The sequence below is a fragment of the Burkholderia sp. MSMB0856 genome, from assembly GCF_001524645.2.
GTDB lineage: Bacteria > Pseudomonadota > Gammaproteobacteria > Burkholderiales > Burkholderiaceae > Burkholderia > Burkholderia diffusa.
Window position 1 is genome coordinate 1,498,474 of record NZ_CP013427.1, and the last position, 19,165, is coordinate 1,517,638.

Sequence of the window (19,165 nt, forward strand, 5' to 3'; positions counted from 1 at the left end):
GACCTCGTCCGATTCCGCCATCGCGTGGTCGCCGGCCGCCGCGGCCGTGCGTGCCGGTCCGGCGGCCGGCTGTGCGCCGCGGATGCCGCCGCACCGTTGCGGTGCGTGACGGGTGCCGATCAGCCGGTCTGGGACGGCCGACTTCCGGGTATAATTACGGCCTTCCTTTCGCCCCACGTCGCCACCTCGCGCGACTCATCGACGTCAGTCCAGCCCATGGCTCACTTCTCGTGTTTTCCCGGCGCTTCGGCCCTCTCCGATTTCCGTCAAACCCGTCTGCTCGACACGCTCAGGCAAATCGACGCCAACATCGTCGCGGTGCGCGGCCAGTTCCTGCACTTCGTCAATGCGGCCGAGCCGCTGTCGGCCGACGACAGCGCACGCATCGACGCACTGATGCACTACGGCGCGCCGTTCGAGCCGGCGGCCGAGAAGGGCACGGCCGAGACGTTCGTCGTGCTGCCGCGCTTCGGCACCGTTTCGCCGTGGGCGAGCAAGGCCACCGATATCGCGCAGCACTGCGGCCTCACGCAAGTGCGCCGCATCGAACGCGGCGTCGAATTCACGGTCACGCTGAAGTCGGGCCTGCTCGGCGGCAAGAAGGCGCTGTCCGACGACGCGCGCGCAGCCGTCGCGGCCGCGCTGCATGACCGGATGACCGAAAGCGTGGTCGCCGCGCGCGACGACGCGAAGCACCTGTTCGACGAGTTGCCGGCCAAGCCGCTCGCGACCGTCGACGTGCTGGGCGTCGGCCGCGCCGCGCTCGAGCGCGCGAACGTCGAGCTGGGCCTCGCGCTCGCCGACGACGAGATCGACTACCTGGTCGACGCGTTCCGCAAGCTCGAACGCAACCCGACCGACGTCGAACTGATGATGTTCGCGCAGGCGAACAGCGAGCATTGCCGCCACAAGATCTTCAACGCGCAGTGGACGATCGACGGCGAAGCGCAGGACATGTCGCTGTTCGCGATGATCCGCAACACGGAGAAGCTGAGCCCGCAAGGCACGATCGTCGCGTATTCGGACAACTCGTCGATCATGGTCGGCGCCGAAGCCGAGCGCTGGTTCCCGCGCAACGCGGGCGCGGCCGGCGAGCCGGGCGAACGCTACGGTCGTCACACCGAGCTCACCCACACGCTGATGAAGGTCGAGACGCACAACCACCCGACGGCGATCTCGCCGTTCCCGGGCGCGGCGACCGGCGCGGGCGGCGAGATCCGCGACGAAGGCGCGACGGGGCGCGGTGCGCGTCCGAAGGCCGGCCTCACGGGCTTCACCGTGTCGAACCTCGATCTGCCGGACGCACGCCAGTCGTGGGAAAACGCACGCGACGCGGCGCAGCCGGTCGGCGAGCGCAACCCGAACGATGCGCACGGCCCATACGGCCGCCCGGACCGCATCGCGTCGCCGCTGCAGATCATGATCGACGGCCCGCTCGGCGGCGCCGCGTTCAACAACGAATTCGGCCGTCCGAACCTCGGCGGCTACTTCCGCGTGTACGAGCAGAACGTCGGCGGCCAGGTGCGCGGCTATCACAAGCCGATCATGATCGCGGGCGGCCTCGGCAACATCGCGGATCAACACACGCACAAGCACGACGTGCCGGCAGGTTCGCTGCTGATCCAGATCGGCGGCCCAGGCATGCGGATAGGCATGGGCGGCGGCGCGGCGAGCTCGATGGCGACCGGCGCGAACACGGCCGAACTCGACTTCGACTCGGTGCAGCGCGGCAACCCGGAAATCGAGCGGCGCGCGCAGGAAGTGATCAACGGCTGCTGGCAGCTCGGCGCGGAAAACCCGATCCTGAGCATCCACGACGTCGGCGCGGGCGGCCTGTCGAACGCGTTCCCCGAAATCGTCGACGGCGCGGGCAAGGGCGCGCGCTTCGAACTGCGCAAGGTCGCGCTCGAGGAATCGGGCCTGTCGCCGCGTGAAATCTGGTCGAACGAGGCGCAGGAGCGCTACGTGCTGGCGATTGCGCCGGCCGACCTGCCGCGCTTCGAGGCGATCTGCGCACGCGAGCGCTGCCCGTTCGCGGTGGTCGGCGTCGCGACCGACGAACGCCAGCTGAAGCTCGTCGACGACGAAGCAACGGGCATCGAGGAATTCCCGGTCGACATGCCGATGGAAGTGCTGCTCGGCAAGCCGCCGCGCATGCACCGCGACGTCGCGCGCGTCGCGACCGAGCGCGCGCCGGTCGAGGTGACGGGCATCGCGCTGTCGGAAGTCGCGGTCGACGTGCTGAAGCACCCGACGGTCGGCAGCAAGTCGTTCCTGATCACGATCGGCGACCGTTCGGTCGGCGGCACGTCGGTGCGCGACCAGATGGTCGGCCCGTGGCAGGTGCCGGTGGCCGACTGCGCGGTGACCGCGCTCGACTACGCGGGCTTCAAGGGCGAGGCGATGACGATGGCCGAGCGCACGCCGCTCGCGGTGATCGACGCGCCGGCATCGGGCCGCATGGCCGTCGGCGAGGCGATCACGAACATCGCGAGCGCGCCGATCGCGTCGCTCGACAAGCTGAAGCTGTCGGCGAACTGGATGGCCGCGTGCGGCACGGCCGGCGAGGACGCCGCGCTGTTCGACACGGTCAAGGCGATCGGCATGGAGCTGTGCCCGGCGCTCGGGATCGGCATCCCGGTCGGCAAGGATTCGCTGTCGATGAAGACCAAGTGGGACGAGCAGGGCGTCGCGAAGGAAGTGGTGTCGCCGGTGTCGCTGATCATCTCCGCGTTCGCACCGGTCGAGGACGTGCGCCGTCACCTGACGCCGCAACTGCGCCGCATCGCCGACGCGGGCGACAGCGTGCTGATCGCGATCGATCTCGGCCGCGGCAAGAACCGGATGGGCGGCAGCATCTTCGCGCAGGTCACGCAGCAGGTCGGCGATACGACGCCGGACGTCGACGATCCGGAAGACCTGAAGCGCTTCTTCAACGCGATCCAGTCGCTCAACGCGCAAGACAAGCTGCTCGCGTACCACGACCGCTCGGACGGCGGCCTGTGGGCGACGGTGTGCGAAATGGCGTTCGCGGGTCACGCGGGCGTGTCGCTGAACGTCGACATGCTGACGCTCGACCCGAATCACGAATCGGACTACGGCGACGCGAAGGACTGGGCAAAGCAGACGAGCGGCCGTCGCGAGGATCGCACGCTGCGCGCGTTGTTCTCGGAAGAACTCGGCGCCGTCGTGCAGGTGCGCGCGGCCGATCGCGACGCGGTGCTCGGCGCGCTGCGCGAGTTCGGTCTGTCGGCGTGCTCGCACGTGATCGGCACGGTCAACGATCGCGACGTGATCGAGGTGTACCGTGACGCGAAGAAGGTGTTCGACGCGCCGCGCGCTGAACTCCATCGCGCGTGGAGCGAAGTGAGCTGGCGCATCGCGCGCCTGCGCGACAACCCCGCTTGCGCGGACGCCGAATACGACGCGCTGCTCGACGCGGCCGACCCGGGCATCTCGCCGGTGCTGAGCTTCGATCCGGCCGACGACATCGCAGCACCCTTCATCGCGACGGGCGCCCGCCCGCGTGTCGCGATCCTGCGCGAGCAGGGCGTGAACTCGCATCTCGAAACGGCCTACGCGTTCGACCGCGCGGGCTTCGATGCGCACGACGTGCACATGAGCGACCTGCTGGCCGGCCGCGCAACGCTCGCCGATTTCGCGGGCGCGGTGGCATGCGGCGGCTTCTCGTACGGCGACGTGCTGGGTGCGGGCGAAGGTTGGGCGAAGACGATCCGCTTCAACGCGAATCTCGCCGACATGTTCTCGGCCTTCTTCGCGCGTCCCGACACGTTCGCGCTCGGCATCTGCAACGGTTGCCAGATGCTGTCGAGCCTCGCGTCGATGATTCCGGGCGCGGAGGCATGGCCGAAGTTCACGCGCAACAAGTCGGAGCAGTTCGAGGCGCGTTTCTCGTTCGTCGAAGTGGAAAAGTCGCCGTCGATCTTCTTCGCGGGGATGGAAGGCTCGCGGATTCCGGTGGCGGTCGCCCACGGCGAAGGCTATGCGGACTTCTCGCAGCAGGGCGACATCGATCGCGTCGCGGTCGCGATGCGCTACGTCGACCACCGTGGCGAGGCGACCGAGCGTTATCCGTTCAACCCGAACGGCTCGCCGGCCGGCATCACGTCGGTCACGACGGCCGACGGCCGCTTCTCGGTGCTGATGCCGCACATGGAGCGCGTGCACCGCACGGTCACGATGAGCTGGCATCCGGAAGGCTGGGGCGAAGCGAGCCCGTGGATGCGCGTGTTCCGTAACGCACGCCGCTGGATCGGCTGATGTTCGATCCGCACGCACCGGTCGAGATCGTCACGCTGCGCGATGAACGCGCGAGCGATGTCGATGCGATCGGTCGCGTGATCGTGGCCGCGTTCGCGGACGAGCCGCAGCACGGTCAGTTCGAACGGCACATCGTCGATGCGCTGCGCGCGGAGGGTGTGCTCAGCGTGTCGCTCGTCGCGGAGCGCGACGAGCGCGTGATCGGTCACGTCGCGTTTTCGCCGGTGTCGATCGGCGGCGAGCCGGCTGGCAGCCAGCAATGGTACGGGCTCGCACCGCTCGCGGTGCTGCCCGAATGCCAGCGGCAAAGCATCGGCGTGGGGCTCGTGCGCACGGGGCTCGACGCGTTGCGCCGGCTCGGTGCGCGCGGCTGCGTCGTGCTCGGCGATCCCGCGTATTACGCGCGTTTCGACTTCGTGCAGTCCGGCGATCTGGTGTTCCCGGATGCGCCGCCCGAGTATTTTCTCGCGCTGGCGTTCGACGAAGCTGCGCCGCGGCCGTCGGGCGAAGTCCGCTACCACGATGTGTTTTATCCGGCATAGCGGCTCGCCGCGCAGCCCGAACGTTATCCCGCAGTCCTGAAAAGCCGCCTCGAAGCGGCTTTTTCTTTGCGCGGCCACCGCGTGGGCTGGCCGACCGCAAGCGAGCATGACAAAGAAAAAGGCCGCTCCGGGGAGCGGCCTTTGCGTGGGCGATCGTCGCCGACGTTACTGGATCTTCGCCTGCTGGCGCAGGCCTTCCTCGAACGCCTGCAGCTTCTGCTGCACGAGCTGTTGCGCGATCTGCGCCTTCACCTGGTCGAACGGCGGCGGGGCGATGTCGCGGACGTCGTCGACACGGATGATGTGCCAGCCGAACTGTGTCTTTACCGGCGCGTCGGTCATCTGGCCTTTCTGGAGCTTCTGCGCAGCGGCCGCGAATTCCGGCACGTACGCCTTCGGATCCGACCAGTCGAGGTCGCCGCCGTTCTTGCCCGAGCCCGGATCCTTCGAGTACTGCTTGGCCAGATCCTCGAACTTCGCGCCGGCCTTGATCTTCGCGATCAGATCCTTCGCCTGCTGCTCGCTGTCGACGAGGATGTGGTGCAGGTGATACTCGCGGTTGCCGCCGGCACCTTTCACGAGATCGTCGTAGCGCGCCTTCACTTCCGCGTCGGTCGGCTGGTTCTTCTTCAGGAAGCTCTCGATCATCGAGCGCAGCACGACGGTCTGTTGCGCGACGGCGACCTGCGCCTTCACGTCCGGACGGTTCGGAATGCCTTCGCGGATCGCTTCCTGCATCAGGATTTCGCGGTTCACGAGTTCCTGGCGCACGGCTTGTTGCAGTTGCGGGCTGTCGGTCTGGCCTTGCTGGACGAGCTGCGCGACCATCGCATCGGCGCGCGACTTCGGAATCGGCGTGCCGTTGACGACGGCGATGTTCTGGGCGAATGCCGGTGCCGCTGCGAATGCAGCCGCCGCGACCCACAGGCGGGGGGATTTCAGGATCATCGGGAATTCCTGTTGAGACTAGATTGAAGATTCGTTGAATTCTTCGGGCGTATAAGCCACGATCGCGAGCGCGTGAATGCCGCGCTGCATCGCATCAGCGAGCGCATCATACACCAGCCGGTGCCGCGCGACGCGCGGCTTGCCCGCGAAGGCGGCCGACACGATCGTCACCGTGTAGTGGCCGCCGGCGGCCGCGCCGGCGTGGCCTGCGTGCTGCGCGCTGTCGTCGCGCACCGCGAGCGACAGCGGCGCGAGCGCTGCGCTCAGGCGCGCTTCGATCAGCGCGATGCGTTCGTCGGGAGAGGCGGCGAGAAAGGCGTCGGTCATGTCATTCGTCCTTCAGGTACTTCGTGAGCCACAGGCTCTGCAGGATGATGAACACGACCATCGCGCCCGTCGTGCCGAACAGCTTGAAGTTCACCCACTGCGATTCGGTGAAGTTGTGCACCACGTACAGGTTCGCGACGCCGAGCACCGCGAAGAACAGCGCCCACGCGACGTTCAGCTTGTCCCACACGGGGTGCGGCAGCGTGAGCTGCTTGCCCATCATCTTCTCGATCAGGTTGTTGCCGAACGCATAGCGTGCGGCGAGCAGCCCGATCGCAAACAGCCAGTACAGCACAGTCGGTTTCCATTGAATGAATTTCTCGTCATGCAGGACGAGAGTGGCGCCACCGAAGACGACGATCACGCCGAGACTGACCCACAGCATCGTGTCGACCTTCCGGTGCCGGAAGGCCACCCACGCGACCTGGGCCAGTGTCGCGACGATCGCGACGGCGGTGGCGGTGAAGATGCCCCAGACCTTGAAGGCGGCGAAAAACAGGATGATCGGAAACAGATCGAACAGGAATTTCATGGCGCTCGCAGCTGCGTGAAAGGCCGCATCGTGCGGCCTTTCACCGTTGTGGGGACCCGCCAGGCGCCACCGTCCGGGATCGGGGCAGCCGGGCAGGCTGTCCGACCGATCCGTCCGGTGCCGCTCATTCGTTTTCGGGTCGGGACTCGAAGTTTAACGCAGCCGAATTGATGCAGTACCGCAAACCGGTCTTGTCGCGCGGTCCGTCCTCGAACACGTGGCCGAGATGCGCGCCGCAATGGTTGCAGCGGACCTCGACGCGCACCATGCCGTGCGAGCGGTCGATCTTCTCGTCGATCACCTCGCCGTTGAGCGGCTTGAAGTAGCTGGGCCAGCCGCAGCCCGAATGGAACTTGGCGCCGGATTCGAACAGCGGCGTGCTGCAGACGACGCATTTGTAGATGCCGGCGTCCTCGGTGTCGGTGTATTCGCCGGTGAAGGCGCGCTCGGTCGCCGCATGCTGCGTGACCTCGTACTGCATCGGCGTGAGCCGGCGGCGCAGTTCGGCGTCGTCCTTCTGGTACGGGAAGGTCTTGTCGTCGGAATCGTGTGACATGTGGATGTTCTCCTGATCGGTCGGTCGGGTCGTGCGGGTCACGACGAGCAGCTCACTTCGAGCGACCCGGCCCAGTCGGGCGGCAATGCCGCATACGTTTCGTGTTCCGGTTGTTCGTCGAATGGCCGGCGCAGCACCTGCGCGAGTCGCTCGACTTCGGAAAAATCCTTTTCCTTCGCGCGCCGGATCGCGACTTCGGCCAAATGGTTGCGCAGCACGTATTTCGGATTCACGCGATTCATCGCGGCCGCGCGGGCCGCGTCGTCGCGCGTTTCCTCGGACAGCCGTGCGCGATAGAGGTTCGCCCACGCGTCGAATGCGTCGCGATCGATGAACAGGTCGCGCACCGGCGCGTCGCGGCTCGCGTCGTGCTTCGACAGCTGCGCGAGCCGGCGGAACGTCAACGTGAAGTCCGCATGGCTCGCGTGCATCGTTTCGAGCAGCTTGTTCGCGAGCTCGGCGTCGTTCTCGCGCTCGAGCTCGAGGCCGAGCTTCGCGCGCATCGCGCGTTCGAGCACGGGGCCGAAGCGTTCGGGAAACTTCGCGAGCACGGCCTGCGCGTCGTCGACCGCGCGCTCGGCGCGCGCATCGTCGTCGGCGATCCCGTGCTGCAGCCCGATCAGCGGCAGCAGCGCCTGCGCGAGGCAGTAGCAGTTCCAGTGCGCGATGCGCGGCTGCATCCGGTACGCGTAGCGGCCGCTCGTGTCGGAGTGGTTGCAGATGTGGTTCGCGTCGAACGCGTCGACGAAGCCGAATGGGCCGTAGTCGATCGTCACGCCGAGGATCGACATGTTGTCGGTGTTCATCACGCCGTGGCAGAAGCCGACCGCCTGCCACTGCGCGACGAGGTCGGCCGTGCGCAGCATTGCGGCTTCGAGCAGCGCGAGGTACGGATCGTCGGCGTCGCGGCATGCGGGATAGAAGCGGTCGATCACGTGATCGGCGAGCTGGCGCAGCAGGTCCGGGCGATCGTTCGAGAAGAAATGCTCGAAGTGGCCGAAGCGCACGAAGCTCTCCGAAACACGCGTGACGACAGCCGACGTCTCGATCTCCTCGCGCACCACCGGCTGGTCGGAGCCGATCACCGTGAGCGCGCGGGTGGTCGGGATGCCGAGGTGATGCATGGCTTCCGAGCACAGGAATTCGCGGATCGACGAGCGCAGCACCGCGCGGCCGTCGCCCATCCGCGAATACGGCGTGCGGCCGCCGCCCTTGATCTGCAGTTCGTAGCGCTGGCCGTCCGCGCCGGGGAGTTCGCCGATCGTCAGCGCGCGGCCGTCGCCGAGCTGGCCGGCCCACACGCCGAACTGGTGACCGGAATACACCGACGCATACGGCATCGCGCTCGCCGGCCAGTCGCGCGTCGGGTTGCCGGCGAACAGCTCGGCGAACCCGGGCTGCAGGCCGAGCGACACCGGCAGCCCGAGCAGGTTCGCGACTTCGTCGGAAAAGCCGACGACGTACGGCGCGGGCAGCGGCGCGGCCGGCAGCCGCGTATGAAACGCGTCGCCGAGCGTGACGAACGCGCCGGTGGCCGGCGCGCCGAGCGTCGCGGCGAGGTCGGGGAGAGTGTCAGCCGTATCGGCTGCGCTTCGGGAAAACGACATGTTGAGCGCCTCTGGGTAAGCCGATATTGTAAGGCGGCGCCGCGCCGCCCGCATGGCGGCCCGCGCGCCTTGCGCCAGGCCTGTCCGGGCCGTGGACAGGCTGCAAGCTGGCGCACCGTTTCGAGGCTGGTCACCGATTCGCGTCCTTCCGGGAGAACAAGACGATGGGTAAGCCGTTGCTGGGCCAGATGATGGACATGCCGTTGCTGGTGTCGTCGCTGATCGCGCACGCCGCGCGTCATGCGGGCGACACGGAGATCGTGTCGAGGCGCGTGGAAGGCGACCTGCATCGCTACACGTACCGCGACTGCGAGCAGCGCGCGAAACGGCTCGCGCAGGCGCTCGCGCGGCTCGGCGTCGAATCGGGCGACCGCGTCGGCACGCTGGCCTGGAACGGCTACCGGCATCTGGAGGCGTATTACGGGATCGGCGGGATGGGTGCCGTGTGCCATACGATCAACCCGCGTCTCTTTCCCGAGCAGATCGCCTACATCGTCAATCACGCGGAAGACCGCTACGTCTGTTTCGACATCAATTTCGCGCCGCTCATCGACGTGATCGCGCCGCAATGTCCGCACGTGAAAGGCTGGATCGCGATGACCGACGCCGCGCATCTGCCGTCCGGCGCGACGCCGCTCCTGTGCTACGAAACGCTCGTCGACGCCGAGGACGGCCGCTACGACTGGCCGCGTCTCGACGAATTGCAGGCGTCCGGCCTGTGCTACACGTCGGGTACGACCGGCAACCCGAAGGGCGTGCTGTATTCGCATCGCTCGACGGTGCTGCACGCATACGGCGCCGCGCTGCCCGACGCGATGAACCTGTCGGCGCTCGACGCCGTGCTGCCCGTCGTGCCGATGTTCCATGTGAACGCGTGGGGGCTGCCGTATGCGGTGCCGCTCACGGGCGGCAAGCTCGTGCTGCCCGGCAAGGATCTCGACGGCAAGTCGCTGTACGAACTGATGGAGGCCGAGCGCGTGACGTTTTCCGCGGGCGTGCCGACTGTGTGGCTCGGGCTGCTGAACTACATGCGCGAGGCCGGCGTGCGTTTCTCGACGCTGAACCGCACGGTGATCGGCGGCTCCGCGTGCCCGCCCGCGATGCTGCGCACGTTCGAGGACGAATACGGCGTGCGCGTGATCCATGCGTGGGGGATGACCGAGCTGTCGCCGCTCGGCACGCTCGCGACGCTGAACTGGGCGCAGTCGCAACGGCCGCTCGACGCGCAGCGCCGGTTGCTGGAAAAGCAGGGTCGCGTGATCTGCGGTGTCGACATGCGGATCGTCGGCGACGACGGCAACGAATTGCCGTGGGACGGCGTCGCGTTCGGCGAACTGCAGGTGCGCGGGCCCTGGGTGATCGATCGCTACTTCGGGAGCGATACGTCGCCGCTGTCGAATGGCTGGTTCCCGACCGGCGACGTCGCGACGATCGATCCCGACGGCTTCCTGCAGATCACCGACCGCAGCAAGGACGTGATCAAGTCCGGCGGCGAATGGATCAGCTCGATCGACATCGAGAACGTCGCGATCGCGCACCCGGGTGTCGCCGAAGCCGCCTGCATCGCGTGCGCGCACCCGAAATGGACCGAGCGTCCGCTGCTCGTCGTGGTGCCGCGCGAAGGGGCGAACCTGACGCGCGACGCGCTGCTCGCGTTTTACGAGGGCAAGGTCGCGAAGTGGTGGGTGCCCGACGACGTCGTGTTCGTCGAATCGCTGCCGCACACCGCGACCGGCAAGCTGCAGAAGCTGAAGCTGCGCGAGACGTTCCGCAACTACGTGCTGCCGACGGCGGTCGGCGAGCCGTAAGCCGCGGCCGGCGACGGCCCGCCGCGCGGTCTCCCGATCCGGCCCCGGATCGGGAGAAAATCAAATTGAACGACCGTGCTTTTTCGTTGTATGCTGCCTCCGTTCGATCCGGACATGCGGCCGTTCGACCGCGCACAATGAAGCGCAGCCACCCCGGCGCGCGATGCATGGAGGCAGGCAGATGGCAGTGGATTACTCGACTCGCGACGGCGTGGCCGTCATCACGCTCAACAATCCGCCCGTCAACGGGCTCGGCCTGTCGACACGCCAGGGCGTCATGGACGCGCTCGATCGCGCCGCGCAGGATCCGTCGGTCACGGCGATCGTGCTGACCGGCGCGGGCCGCGCGTTCTCGGGCGGCGCCGACATCACCGAATTCAATACCCCGAAGGCCCTGCAGGAACCGACGCTGCACACCGTGATCCGCGCGGTGGAGGCGAGCGCGAAACCGGTCGTCGCGGCGCTGCACAGCGTCGTGATGGGCGGCGGCCTGGAGCTCGCGCTCGGCGCGCACTATCGCGTCGCGGCGCCCGGCGCGCAGGTCGCGCTGCCGGAGGTGAAGCTCGGCCTGCTGCCGGGCGCGGGCGGCACGCAACGCCTGCCGCGCGCGGTGGGCCTCGAAACCGCGCTGAACATGATCGTGTCGGGCGCGCCGGTGCCGTCGGAGCAGCTCGCGACGAGCGGACTGTTCGACGAGATGGCCGACGGCGACCTGCTCGACGCGGCCGTCGCGTTCGCGCGCCAGGTCGGCGCGCGGCAGGGGCCGCATCCGCGCGTGCGCGATCGCAGGATCGTCCACGAGAATGCGGCGGGCTTCATCCAGTTCGCGCGCAATTCCGCACGGGCCGCCGCGCCGAACTTCCCCGCGCCGCACAAGTGCATCGACGCGATCGAGGCCGGCGTGCTGAACGGTTTCGACAAGGGCAGCGTCGCCGAGCGCGACGGTTTCGTCGCGCTGATGATGACGCCGGAAAGCCGCGCGCTGCGCCACGCGTTCTTCGGCGAGCGCGCGGCGAGCAAGATTCCCGACGTGCCGGCCGATACGCCGGTGCGCGAGATCCGCCGCGTCGGCGTGATCGGCGCGGGCACGATGGGCGGCGGGATCGCGATGAACTTCATCAACGCGGGCCTGCCCGTCACGCTGCTGGAGACGAAGCAGGACGCGCTCGACCGCGGGCTGGCCACGATCCGCAAGAACTACGACGCGCAGGTGAAGAAGGGCAAGCTCACGCAGCAGAAGCTCGACGCGCGCATGGCGCTGATCACGCCGACGCTGTCCTACGACGACCTGAAGGATGCGGACCTGATCATCGAGGCCGTGTTCGAGGAACTCGGCGTGAAGGCGCAGGTGTTCGGCCAGCTCGATGCGGTGGCGAAGCCCGGTGCGATCCTCGCGTCGAACACGTCGACGCTCGACGTCGACAAGATCGCCGCGTTCACGAAGCGGCCGCAGGACGTGGTCGGCACGCACTTCTTCAGCCCGGCGAACGTGATGAAGCTGCTCGAGGTCGTGCGCGGCGCGCAGACCGCGAAGGACGTGCTCGCCACCGTGATGGCGGTGGCGAAGAAGATCCGCAAGACGGCGGTCGTGTCGGGCGTGTGCGACGGCTTCATCGGCAACCGGATGATCGAGCAGTACATCCGCCAGGCACTCTTCATGCTCGAGGAAGGCGCGCTGCCCGCGCAGATCGACCGCGCGATCGAGAAGTTCGGTTTCGCGATGGGCCCGTTCCGGATGAGCGACCTCGCCGGCAACGACATCGGCTGGGCGATCCGCAAGCGCCGCTATGTCGAGCAGCCCGATCTGCATTACTCGAAGATCGCAGACCGCCTGTGCGAACAGGGCCGCTTCGGCCAGAAGACGGGCGGCGGCTGGTACGACTACGTGCCGGGCGAGCGCAAGGCGAAGCCGTCGGCGCTCGTCGACGAGATGGTCGTCGCGTATTCGAAGGAGCGCGGCGTGGAGCGGCGCAAGATCGGCGACGACGAGATCGTCGAGCGGCTCGTGTTCGCGCTCGTCAACGAAGGCGCGAAGATTCTCGAGGAGAAGATCGCGTCGAAGGCGTCCGACATCGACATGGTCTATCTGACCGGCTACGGTTTTCCGCTGTGGCGTGGCGGCCCGATGCTGTATGCGGACATGGTCGGCCTCTACAACGTCGAGCGCGCGATCCGCCGCTATGCGGCCGCGCCGAACGGCGATGCGTGGCAGCTCGCGCCGTCGATCGTCGAACTGGCGAAGGCCGGACGCGGGTTCAACGGCTGACGCCGGGCGTGACGGCGCGACCGGGCTTGCAAGGAGAAACGCAATGAAACGCACTGACGACGTGTTGCTCGTGATCGACGTGCAGTACGACTTCATGCCGGGCGGCGCACTCGCGGTGCCGGACGGCGACGCGGTCGTACCGGTAATCAACGCGCTCGCGCGACGCTTCGACCAGGTCGTGCTGACGCAGGACTGGCACCCGCGCGACCACGTGTCGTTCGCGGCGAATCATCCGGGGCGCGAGCCGTTCTCGACGCTCGCGCTGCCGTACGGCGAGCAGGTGCTGTGGCCCGTGCATTGCGTGCAGGACACCGAAGGCGCGGCGCTGCATCGCGACCTCGACATCCCGCATGCGAGGCTCGTGATCCGCAAGGGCGGCGACGCGCAGGTCGACAGCTATTCCGCGTTCGTCGAAGCCGACCGCACGACGCGCACGGGGCTCGCCGGCTATCTGCGCGAGCTCGGCGCGAAGCGCGTGTGGTGCTGCGGGCTCGCGACCGACTATTGCGTCGCGTGGTCCGCGCTCGATGCGCGCGCGGCCGGCTTCGAGGCCGCCGTGATCAACGATGCGTGCCGTGCGATCGACCTGAACGGGTCGCTCGCGCACGCATGGCAACAGATGCAGGCGGCGGGCGTCGCACACGTGACGTCCGCGGGCGCGCGCCCGACGGCGTAGCGCATTCCCATCCCCGATTCAGGACATGAAGCAGGACCGAAGGAGACTCGCATGACCGAAGCCGTAATCGTATCGACCGCACGCACGCCGCTCGCGAAATCGTGGCGTGGCGCATTCAACATGACGCACGGCGCGACGCTCGGCGGCCACGTGGTCGCGGCCGCGCTCGAGCGCGCGAAGCTCGACCCCGCGCGCATCGAGGACGTGATCATGGGCTGCGCGAACCCCGAAGGCGCGACCGGCGCGAACATCGCGCGGCAGATCGCGCTGCGCGCCGGGCTGCCGGTAAGCGTGCCGGGGATGACGGTGAACCGATTCTGCTCGTCTGGGCTGCAGACCATCGCGCTCGCCGCGCAACGGATCATCGCGGGCGAGGGCGACGTGTATGTCGCGGGCGGCGTCGAATCGATCTCGTGCGTGCAGAACGAGATGAACCGGCACATGATCCAGGAGGGCTGGCTCGTCGAGCACAAGCCCGAGATCTACTGGAACATGCTTCAGACGGCTGAGAACGTCGCGAAGCGCTACGGAATCTCGAAGGAGCGGCAGGACGAGTATGGCGTGCGGTCGCAACTGCGGGCCGCGGCCGCGCAGGAAGCCGGGCGCTTCAACGACGAGATCGTGCCGATCACCGTACGCGCGGGCATCGCCGACAAGGCGACGGGCCGGCTGTTCACGCAGGACGTGACGGTGTCGGCCGACGAAGGCATCCGGCCCGACACGACGCTCGACGGCGTCTCGAAGATCCGTTCGGCCGTGCCGGGCGGCGTGATCACCGCGGGCAACGCGAGCCAGTTCTCGGACGGCGCGTCGGCGTGCGTGGTGATGAACGCGGATGTCGCACAGCGCGAAGGGCTGCAGCCGCTCGGCGTGTTCCGCGGTTTCGCGGTCGCCGGTTGCGAGCCGGACGAAATGGGCATCGGCCCGGTGTTCGCGGTGCCCAGGCTGCTGAAGCAGGCGGGGCTGAAGGTCGACGACATCGGCCTGTGGGAACTGAACGAAGCGTTCGCGGTGCAGGTGCTGTACTGCCGCGATACGCTCGGGATTCCTGACGACCGCCTGAACGTGAACGGCGGCGCGATCGCGGTCGGCCATCCGTACGGCGTGTCGGGTGCGCGCCTGACGGGCCATGCGCTGATCGAAGGCAAGCGGCGCGGCGTGAAATACGTGGTCGTCACGATGTGCATCGGCGGCGGGCAGGGCGCCGCCGGCCTGTTCGAAATCGTCTGATTTTTTGCATGCCGGCCGACGGCCGCCGCTTGCGCCGACGCAAGCCGCGGCCGTCGAATGCGATTCGAAAGGATCGGGAAGCAAACGGTGCCGGTTCGATGCTGCCGTTTCCCCTTACTTGTCAAACGAATTGCCGCACCTATACTTGCTCTGACATTTGCCTTTCGGCGGGATGGGGCAACGCGTGCATCGCACCGACGCACGTGATGCGTTTCCGGTAGCCGGCGCAGTCGATGCATCGCGCGTGTCCGGCACCGTGAACGTTCGAACCACGCAGCAGACCGAACGGGGACCGAATTGAGCACGACCTATGCAGCCGGGGAACCGCCGCGCGTCGTCAGCGCGGCCGCGAGGCTCTATGCGAAATGCCTGCTGGTCGGCTTCGCATTGCTGCCAGCCTATCTGATCGCCTATCTGTGGTTCTTCAGCGACCCGCACGTCGTGTTCGAGAGCCACGCCTTCCATGAAATCGCGATCGCCGCCGCGACCCTCGAGGGCGCATTCGTCACCTACGTGACCTGGGTGTGCTACCGGTCGTCCGGCGAGCCGCTGTTGCGCTGGCTGACACTCGGCTTTCTGGGCTTCGCGATGATCTATGCGATGCACGGCCTGTTCACCGGGATGGCGCATCACAACATCTGGCTGTTCCTGCTGTACGGGCCCGCATCGCGCCTCGTGATGTCGATCCTGCTGCTGACGGGGCTGCTGTCGTATTCGCAGCCGCCCGATCGGTTCGAGAAGCGTACGCGCGCGCGAACGTGGCTGCCGTGGATCGTGTTGTTCCTGGTCGTCAACGTGGCGGTCGCATACATCGCGTATTCGCCGGTCGCGGGCGCGCTGGGCACGCGACTGTCGATGGAAGGCGGCGCGCTGGTGTTTTCGCTGCTCAACGTCGGCGTGCTGCTCGCGCGGCGCATCCGTTCGCCGCTGATGGTGATCTACGGCGTGTCGATCATGGCGTTCGCGCTGTCGTCGCTCGCGTTCATCCTCGGCAAGCCCTGGAACCACATGTGGTGGCTCGCGCATGCGATCTTCGCGGGCGGGTTCTTCCTGCTCAGCTACGGCGTCGTGCAGGCGCTGCAGACGACGCGCTCGTTCTCGGCGATCTACAGCCAGGAAGATCTGATGAGCCGGCTGTCGGAATCGATGGCGCGCACCGAGAGTGCGTTGCAGGAGTTGCGGCGCACGAACCAGAAGCTCGAATACATGGCCGCGACCGATCCGATGACGGGGGCGTCGAACCGCCGCCAGTTCATCGCGCAGGTCGAGCGCGAGATCGTGCGCGCGGAGCGCGACGGCACGCCGTTTTGCCTGCTCGCGCTCGATCTCGACAACTTCAAGAACATCAACGACGCGTACGGGCACCAGATCGGCGACGAGGTGCTGCGCGGCGTCGTGCGCCAGTGTCTCGAGGCGATTCGTCCGGCCGGTGCGCTCGCGCGGGTCGGCGGCGAGGAATTCATGGCGCTGTTGCCCGAGATGCCGCTCGAAGGCGCGCGCATGACGGCCGAGCGCGTGCGTTCGTCGATCGCGAGTTCGCCGTTCGGGCTGGATTTCAAGCGCGTGCAGGTGACGGTCAGCGTCGGCGTCGCGCAGTATGGTGTCGACGGGAGCACGGTCGATGCGTTGCTGCGAGCGGTCGATGAACGGCTGTACCAGGCGAAGCGCGACGGGCGCAATCGCGTGGTCGCGCACTGAAGAGCGGCCGTCGCGCATTCGACTACGTAGTGCGCGCGGCCGCAACATGATGGCGCGACGCGAGGCAGGTTCGTCTCGCACGCATTCGGAATGAAGCCCCGCACGAGCATGAGCGTGCGGGGCTTTCGTTTTACTGGCGCATCGGCTAACGCGACGCGATGGCCGCCGCACGCTCCGGCTGCGCGTCCTGCATCCGCTGCGACGCCTGCCACCAGTACTTGCCCGCGCGCAGTTGCGGATCGCGGATCGCGAGATACGTCGTGCTCCACAGCTGTGCCGCGTTGGCCTCGGTTGCATCCGCGCTGCGGGTGCCGAATGCATCGGTCTGGTACCGGCCGTTCACGTACGACCAGGTCCACATTTCCGACGTGCGCATGTCGCGTCCGTTCGAGATCACCTGCCAGATCGTCTGCCGAGCCTGCGTCAGCAGCGTGCGCGTCGTGTCCGACAGATCCTGGCGCGCGAGCTGGCGGTCGAGCCCGGCGACCCACATCGCCTGCTGCCACGACCAGATCACCGTGCCGTGATACGCGGAACTCGTGAATTTGGGCCACAGCGCCTGGTTCGCATACGCGGGGTTCGCGATCAGCATCCCGACATCGGTGACGAGCCCGGTCGGGAACGGCCGCGTGACGTCGGCGACGATCCGCTGAAGCTGGTCGTCCGGCGGCGTGCCGAACAGCAGCGCGAAGCCGCCGTCGGAATTCATCACCGGGATCGGCGTACCTTGCTGGTCGAGCGACAGCGCGTAGAACATCAGCGGCGCGCTCGGCGCGGTGCCGGCCGGCACACCGGCAGACGGCGCATAGGCCGATATGTCGGTCGCAGCCTGCGCGGCCGGCACGCTCACCTGGAACAGCGGCGGCGCCTGCTGCTCCCAGGTCGCCGCTTCGGTCGACGTGTTCGCGAGCGCTGCGCGTTGCCCGGCGTCCAGGTAAGGATCGAGCAGGCCGCGCGCGAGGAACGCATTCGCCGCGCGCAGCGCGGCCGGCACGAGCACCGCATTCACGTCGTACGGATAGACGCCGCCGCCGAGCCCGTCGGTGCTGTCACGCCAGTTGCCGACGATCTCGCCGGGCCGCAGGTGGATCAGGTTCGCGACCGACGGCTGCTGGGCAAACGGCTGCGCAGTCGCCGCGACGTGCAGCAGGTTGACGACGAGCCGGCTGCCGTTCGTCTGGCCGTCGCTGCCGCGTTGCGCGAGATAGGCGGCCGCGCGCGCCTGGCCGCGCGCGTCGTCGATCAGCCAGGCCGCCGCGATCGGCGCGAGCAGGTAGTCGCTGTCGATCATCTTGTAATCGTAGGTCGGCGTTGCATCGTTCGGCCGGCCGTGCTTCGCGTTGTCGACCAGCGCGAATTCGCCGATGCCTTCCTCGTGCGCGACCTTGCCGTCGTTCGACAGGCGACTCAGCACCGACGTCAGCCCGGCCTCGATCGCCGCGGGCTCGAGCACCGGCATCAGCATGCGCACCGAGATCAGCGTGTCGCGGCCGAAGTACGTGTCGTATTGCCACGAGCCGGCCAGCAGCTTGTCGTGGAAGCTCAGGAATTCGAGCACGTTCTGGCTGACCGGGTCGGGATTCACGGACGGCGCGAGCAGGTCCGCGCGCAGGATCGGCGACAACGGCGTCTCGCCCGACAGCGCGTCGACGTGCAGTTTCAGCGTATGCGCGCCGGGCGCCGCGCGCAGCACGAGCTTGCCGCCCGCGGCCGTCGCGATGCTGCCGCCGTCGCGCAGCGTGATGCGCAGCATTTGGCCGGGCGCGCCGTCGATCCGGTCGCGCTGCCATTGTGCGGCGCTGCCCTGGGCCGTCGGGGCGGTTACGATCTCCGGCGGAATCGTCGCGCCGCCGTTGAAGTCGCGCAGGAAGCGCACGTTGCCGAGCAGGCCCTGGCGGATCGTCAGCGTGTCGGTGTCGACCGACACGTCGGCGCCGATGCCGTACAGCGCGCGACCGCGCGGGTCGGGCGCCGACAGCGCGGACGGCGGCGTGTCGAGACTCCAGTTCACCGGCTGAGCGACGTCGTCGAACCACAGCCCGGTGCCGCTATTGCCGGCCGGAAACACTACGAGCAGACGCGGTTTCGTCGACGAGCGCACCAGCAGGTGCGCGGCGACCTTGTCCTGCCGGTAGAACGCATTGATTTGCCCGCCGGCGTCCATGCGGAACGACAGTGCGGCGCTATTCGACGGCGTACCGCTCGACTGGACGTCGTCGTCGTTGCAGGCGGCGAGCAGGCCCGCGCAGACGAATCCGAGACACAGCGATTTCGTGAAGCGGTGCACGTTCATGACGACCCTCCTGATGCATGTGATTTTTATCGGAATGCTGAATGAGCGGACGGTTTGATCCGCTTTGTGCCGCGTCGCGGGCGTTCTGAAAATGTCCGGATTAATCGTCGCGTGATGCTCGGGGGGCGAATTGAACGGTATTAATCGAATGGACGATCAATGCCGAAAAGTGAAGGCAAAAGGACGCGCCGCCCGTTTTGATGCGGGTGTAGTCACTGGAGAAAGCCTTCGCGAAGGCGAAGGGCGATGGTCGTGCGGTTCTGAAAAATCGGACGAAAGACGTTGTATGGGATTCTAAATTTCGATGAAAGTCAAAGTCAATGATGTTTTATGAATTATCGAATATTTAATTGCCTGTTAAATCGCAATTATTACTCCTCCAGCCGGTAAAACGTACGATA

General features: G+C 67.4%; 13 protein-coding genes. 7 read left to right on the forward strand and 6 right to left on the reverse strand.

Annotated elements, in window-relative coordinates:
- The first annotated feature begins 216 nt into the window (after positions 1-216).
- Together purL and WS87_RS08155 are read left to right on the forward strand one after the other, a co-directional pair.
- A complete protein-coding gene (purL, locus tag WS87_RS08150) occupies positions 217-4,281 on the forward strand; it encodes a phosphoribosylformylglycinamidine synthase (protein WP_059817643.1) in 4,065 nt (1,354 codons plus the stop codon).
- Positions 4,281-4,823 (forward strand): GNAT family N-acetyltransferase, encoded by a 543-nt coding sequence (locus tag WS87_RS08155; RefSeq protein WP_059817642.1) that lies wholly within the window; start codon positions 4,281-4,283, stop codon positions 4,821-4,823. Before purL ends, WS87_RS08155 begins: the two co-directional genes overlap by 1 nt.
- A 165-nt stretch (positions 4,824-4,988) precedes the next feature.
- On the opposite strand, the gene WS87_RS08160 is transcribed toward WS87_RS08155, so the two are convergent.
- From WS87_RS08160 to WS87_RS08180, 5 genes are all read right to left on the reverse strand, one after another.
- Positions 4,989-5,771: a peptidylprolyl isomerase gene (locus tag WS87_RS08160; protein WP_059529712.1), complete on the reverse strand. Its 783-nt coding sequence runs from the start codon at positions 5,769-5,771 to the stop codon at positions 4,989-4,991.
- Between the two features lie 18 nt (positions 5,772-5,789).
- Positions 5,790-6,098, reverse strand: coding sequence for a BolA family protein (locus tag WS87_RS08165; protein ID WP_059529714.1), 309 nt, complete (start codon positions 6,096-6,098; stop codon positions 5,790-5,792).
- A 1-nt stretch (position 6,099) separates the two neighbouring features.
- Positions 6,100-6,630 carry a septation protein A gene (locus WS87_RS08170; protein ID WP_011352350.1) on the reverse strand — a complete coding sequence of 177 codons (531 nt, stop codon included), beginning with the start codon at positions 6,628-6,630 and terminating at the stop codon, positions 6,100-6,102.
- Between the two features lie 124 nt (positions 6,631-6,754).
- Entirely contained in the window at positions 6,755-7,186 is a 432-nt protein-coding gene (gene msrB, locus WS87_RS08175; protein ID WP_059529717.1) for a peptide-methionine (R)-S-oxide reductase MsrB, read from the reverse strand.
- 38 nt (positions 7,187-7,224) lie between these two features.
- Positions 7,225-8,793, reverse strand: coding sequence for a protein adenylyltransferase SelO (locus tag WS87_RS08180; RefSeq protein ID WP_059817640.1), 1,569 nt, complete (start codon positions 8,791-8,793; stop codon positions 7,225-7,227).
- Positions 8,794-8,957: 164 nt separating this feature from the next.
- Here WS87_RS08180 and WS87_RS08185 point away from each other — a divergent pair, with 164 nt between their 5' ends.
- From WS87_RS08185 to WS87_RS08205, 5 genes are all read left to right on the forward strand, one after another.
- Positions 8,958-10,601: a 3-(methylthio)propionyl-CoA ligase gene (locus WS87_RS08185; protein ID WP_059817638.1), complete on the forward strand. Its 1,644-nt coding sequence runs from the start codon at positions 8,958-8,960 to the stop codon at positions 10,599-10,601.
- A 181-nt stretch (positions 10,602-10,782) separates the two neighbouring features.
- Positions 10,783-12,867 carry a 3-hydroxyacyl-CoA dehydrogenase NAD-binding domain-containing protein gene (locus WS87_RS08190; protein WP_059817636.1) on the forward strand — a complete coding sequence of 695 codons (2,085 nt, stop codon included), beginning with the start codon at positions 10,783-10,785 and terminating at the stop codon, positions 12,865-12,867.
- Positions 12,868-12,910: 43 nt separating this feature from the next.
- Positions 12,911-13,543, forward strand: a complete 633-nt coding sequence (gene pncA / locus WS87_RS08195) for a bifunctional nicotinamidase/pyrazinamidase (protein WP_059698553.1) — start codon at positions 12,911-12,913, stop codon at positions 13,541-13,543.
- A gap of 51 nt (positions 13,544-13,594) precedes the next feature.
- Positions 13,595-14,773 (forward strand): acetyl-CoA C-acyltransferase, encoded by a 1,179-nt coding sequence (locus WS87_RS08200; RefSeq protein ID WP_059693340.1) that lies wholly within the window; start codon positions 13,595-13,597, stop codon positions 14,771-14,773.
- Positions 14,774-15,070: 297 nt separating this feature from the next.
- A complete protein-coding gene (locus tag WS87_RS08205) occupies positions 15,071-16,471 on the forward strand; it encodes a sensor domain-containing diguanylate cyclase (RefSeq protein WP_059817633.1) in 1,401 nt (466 codons plus the stop codon).
- Positions 16,472-16,616: 145 nt separating this feature from the next.
- Here WS87_RS08205 and WS87_RS08210 read toward each other — a convergent pair whose 3' ends face one another.
- Positions 16,617-18,758, reverse strand: a complete 2,142-nt coding sequence (locus tag WS87_RS08210; protein WP_059817926.1) for a hypothetical protein — start codon at positions 18,756-18,758, stop codon at positions 16,617-16,619.
- Between the last annotated feature and the right edge of the window lie 407 nt (positions 18,759-19,165).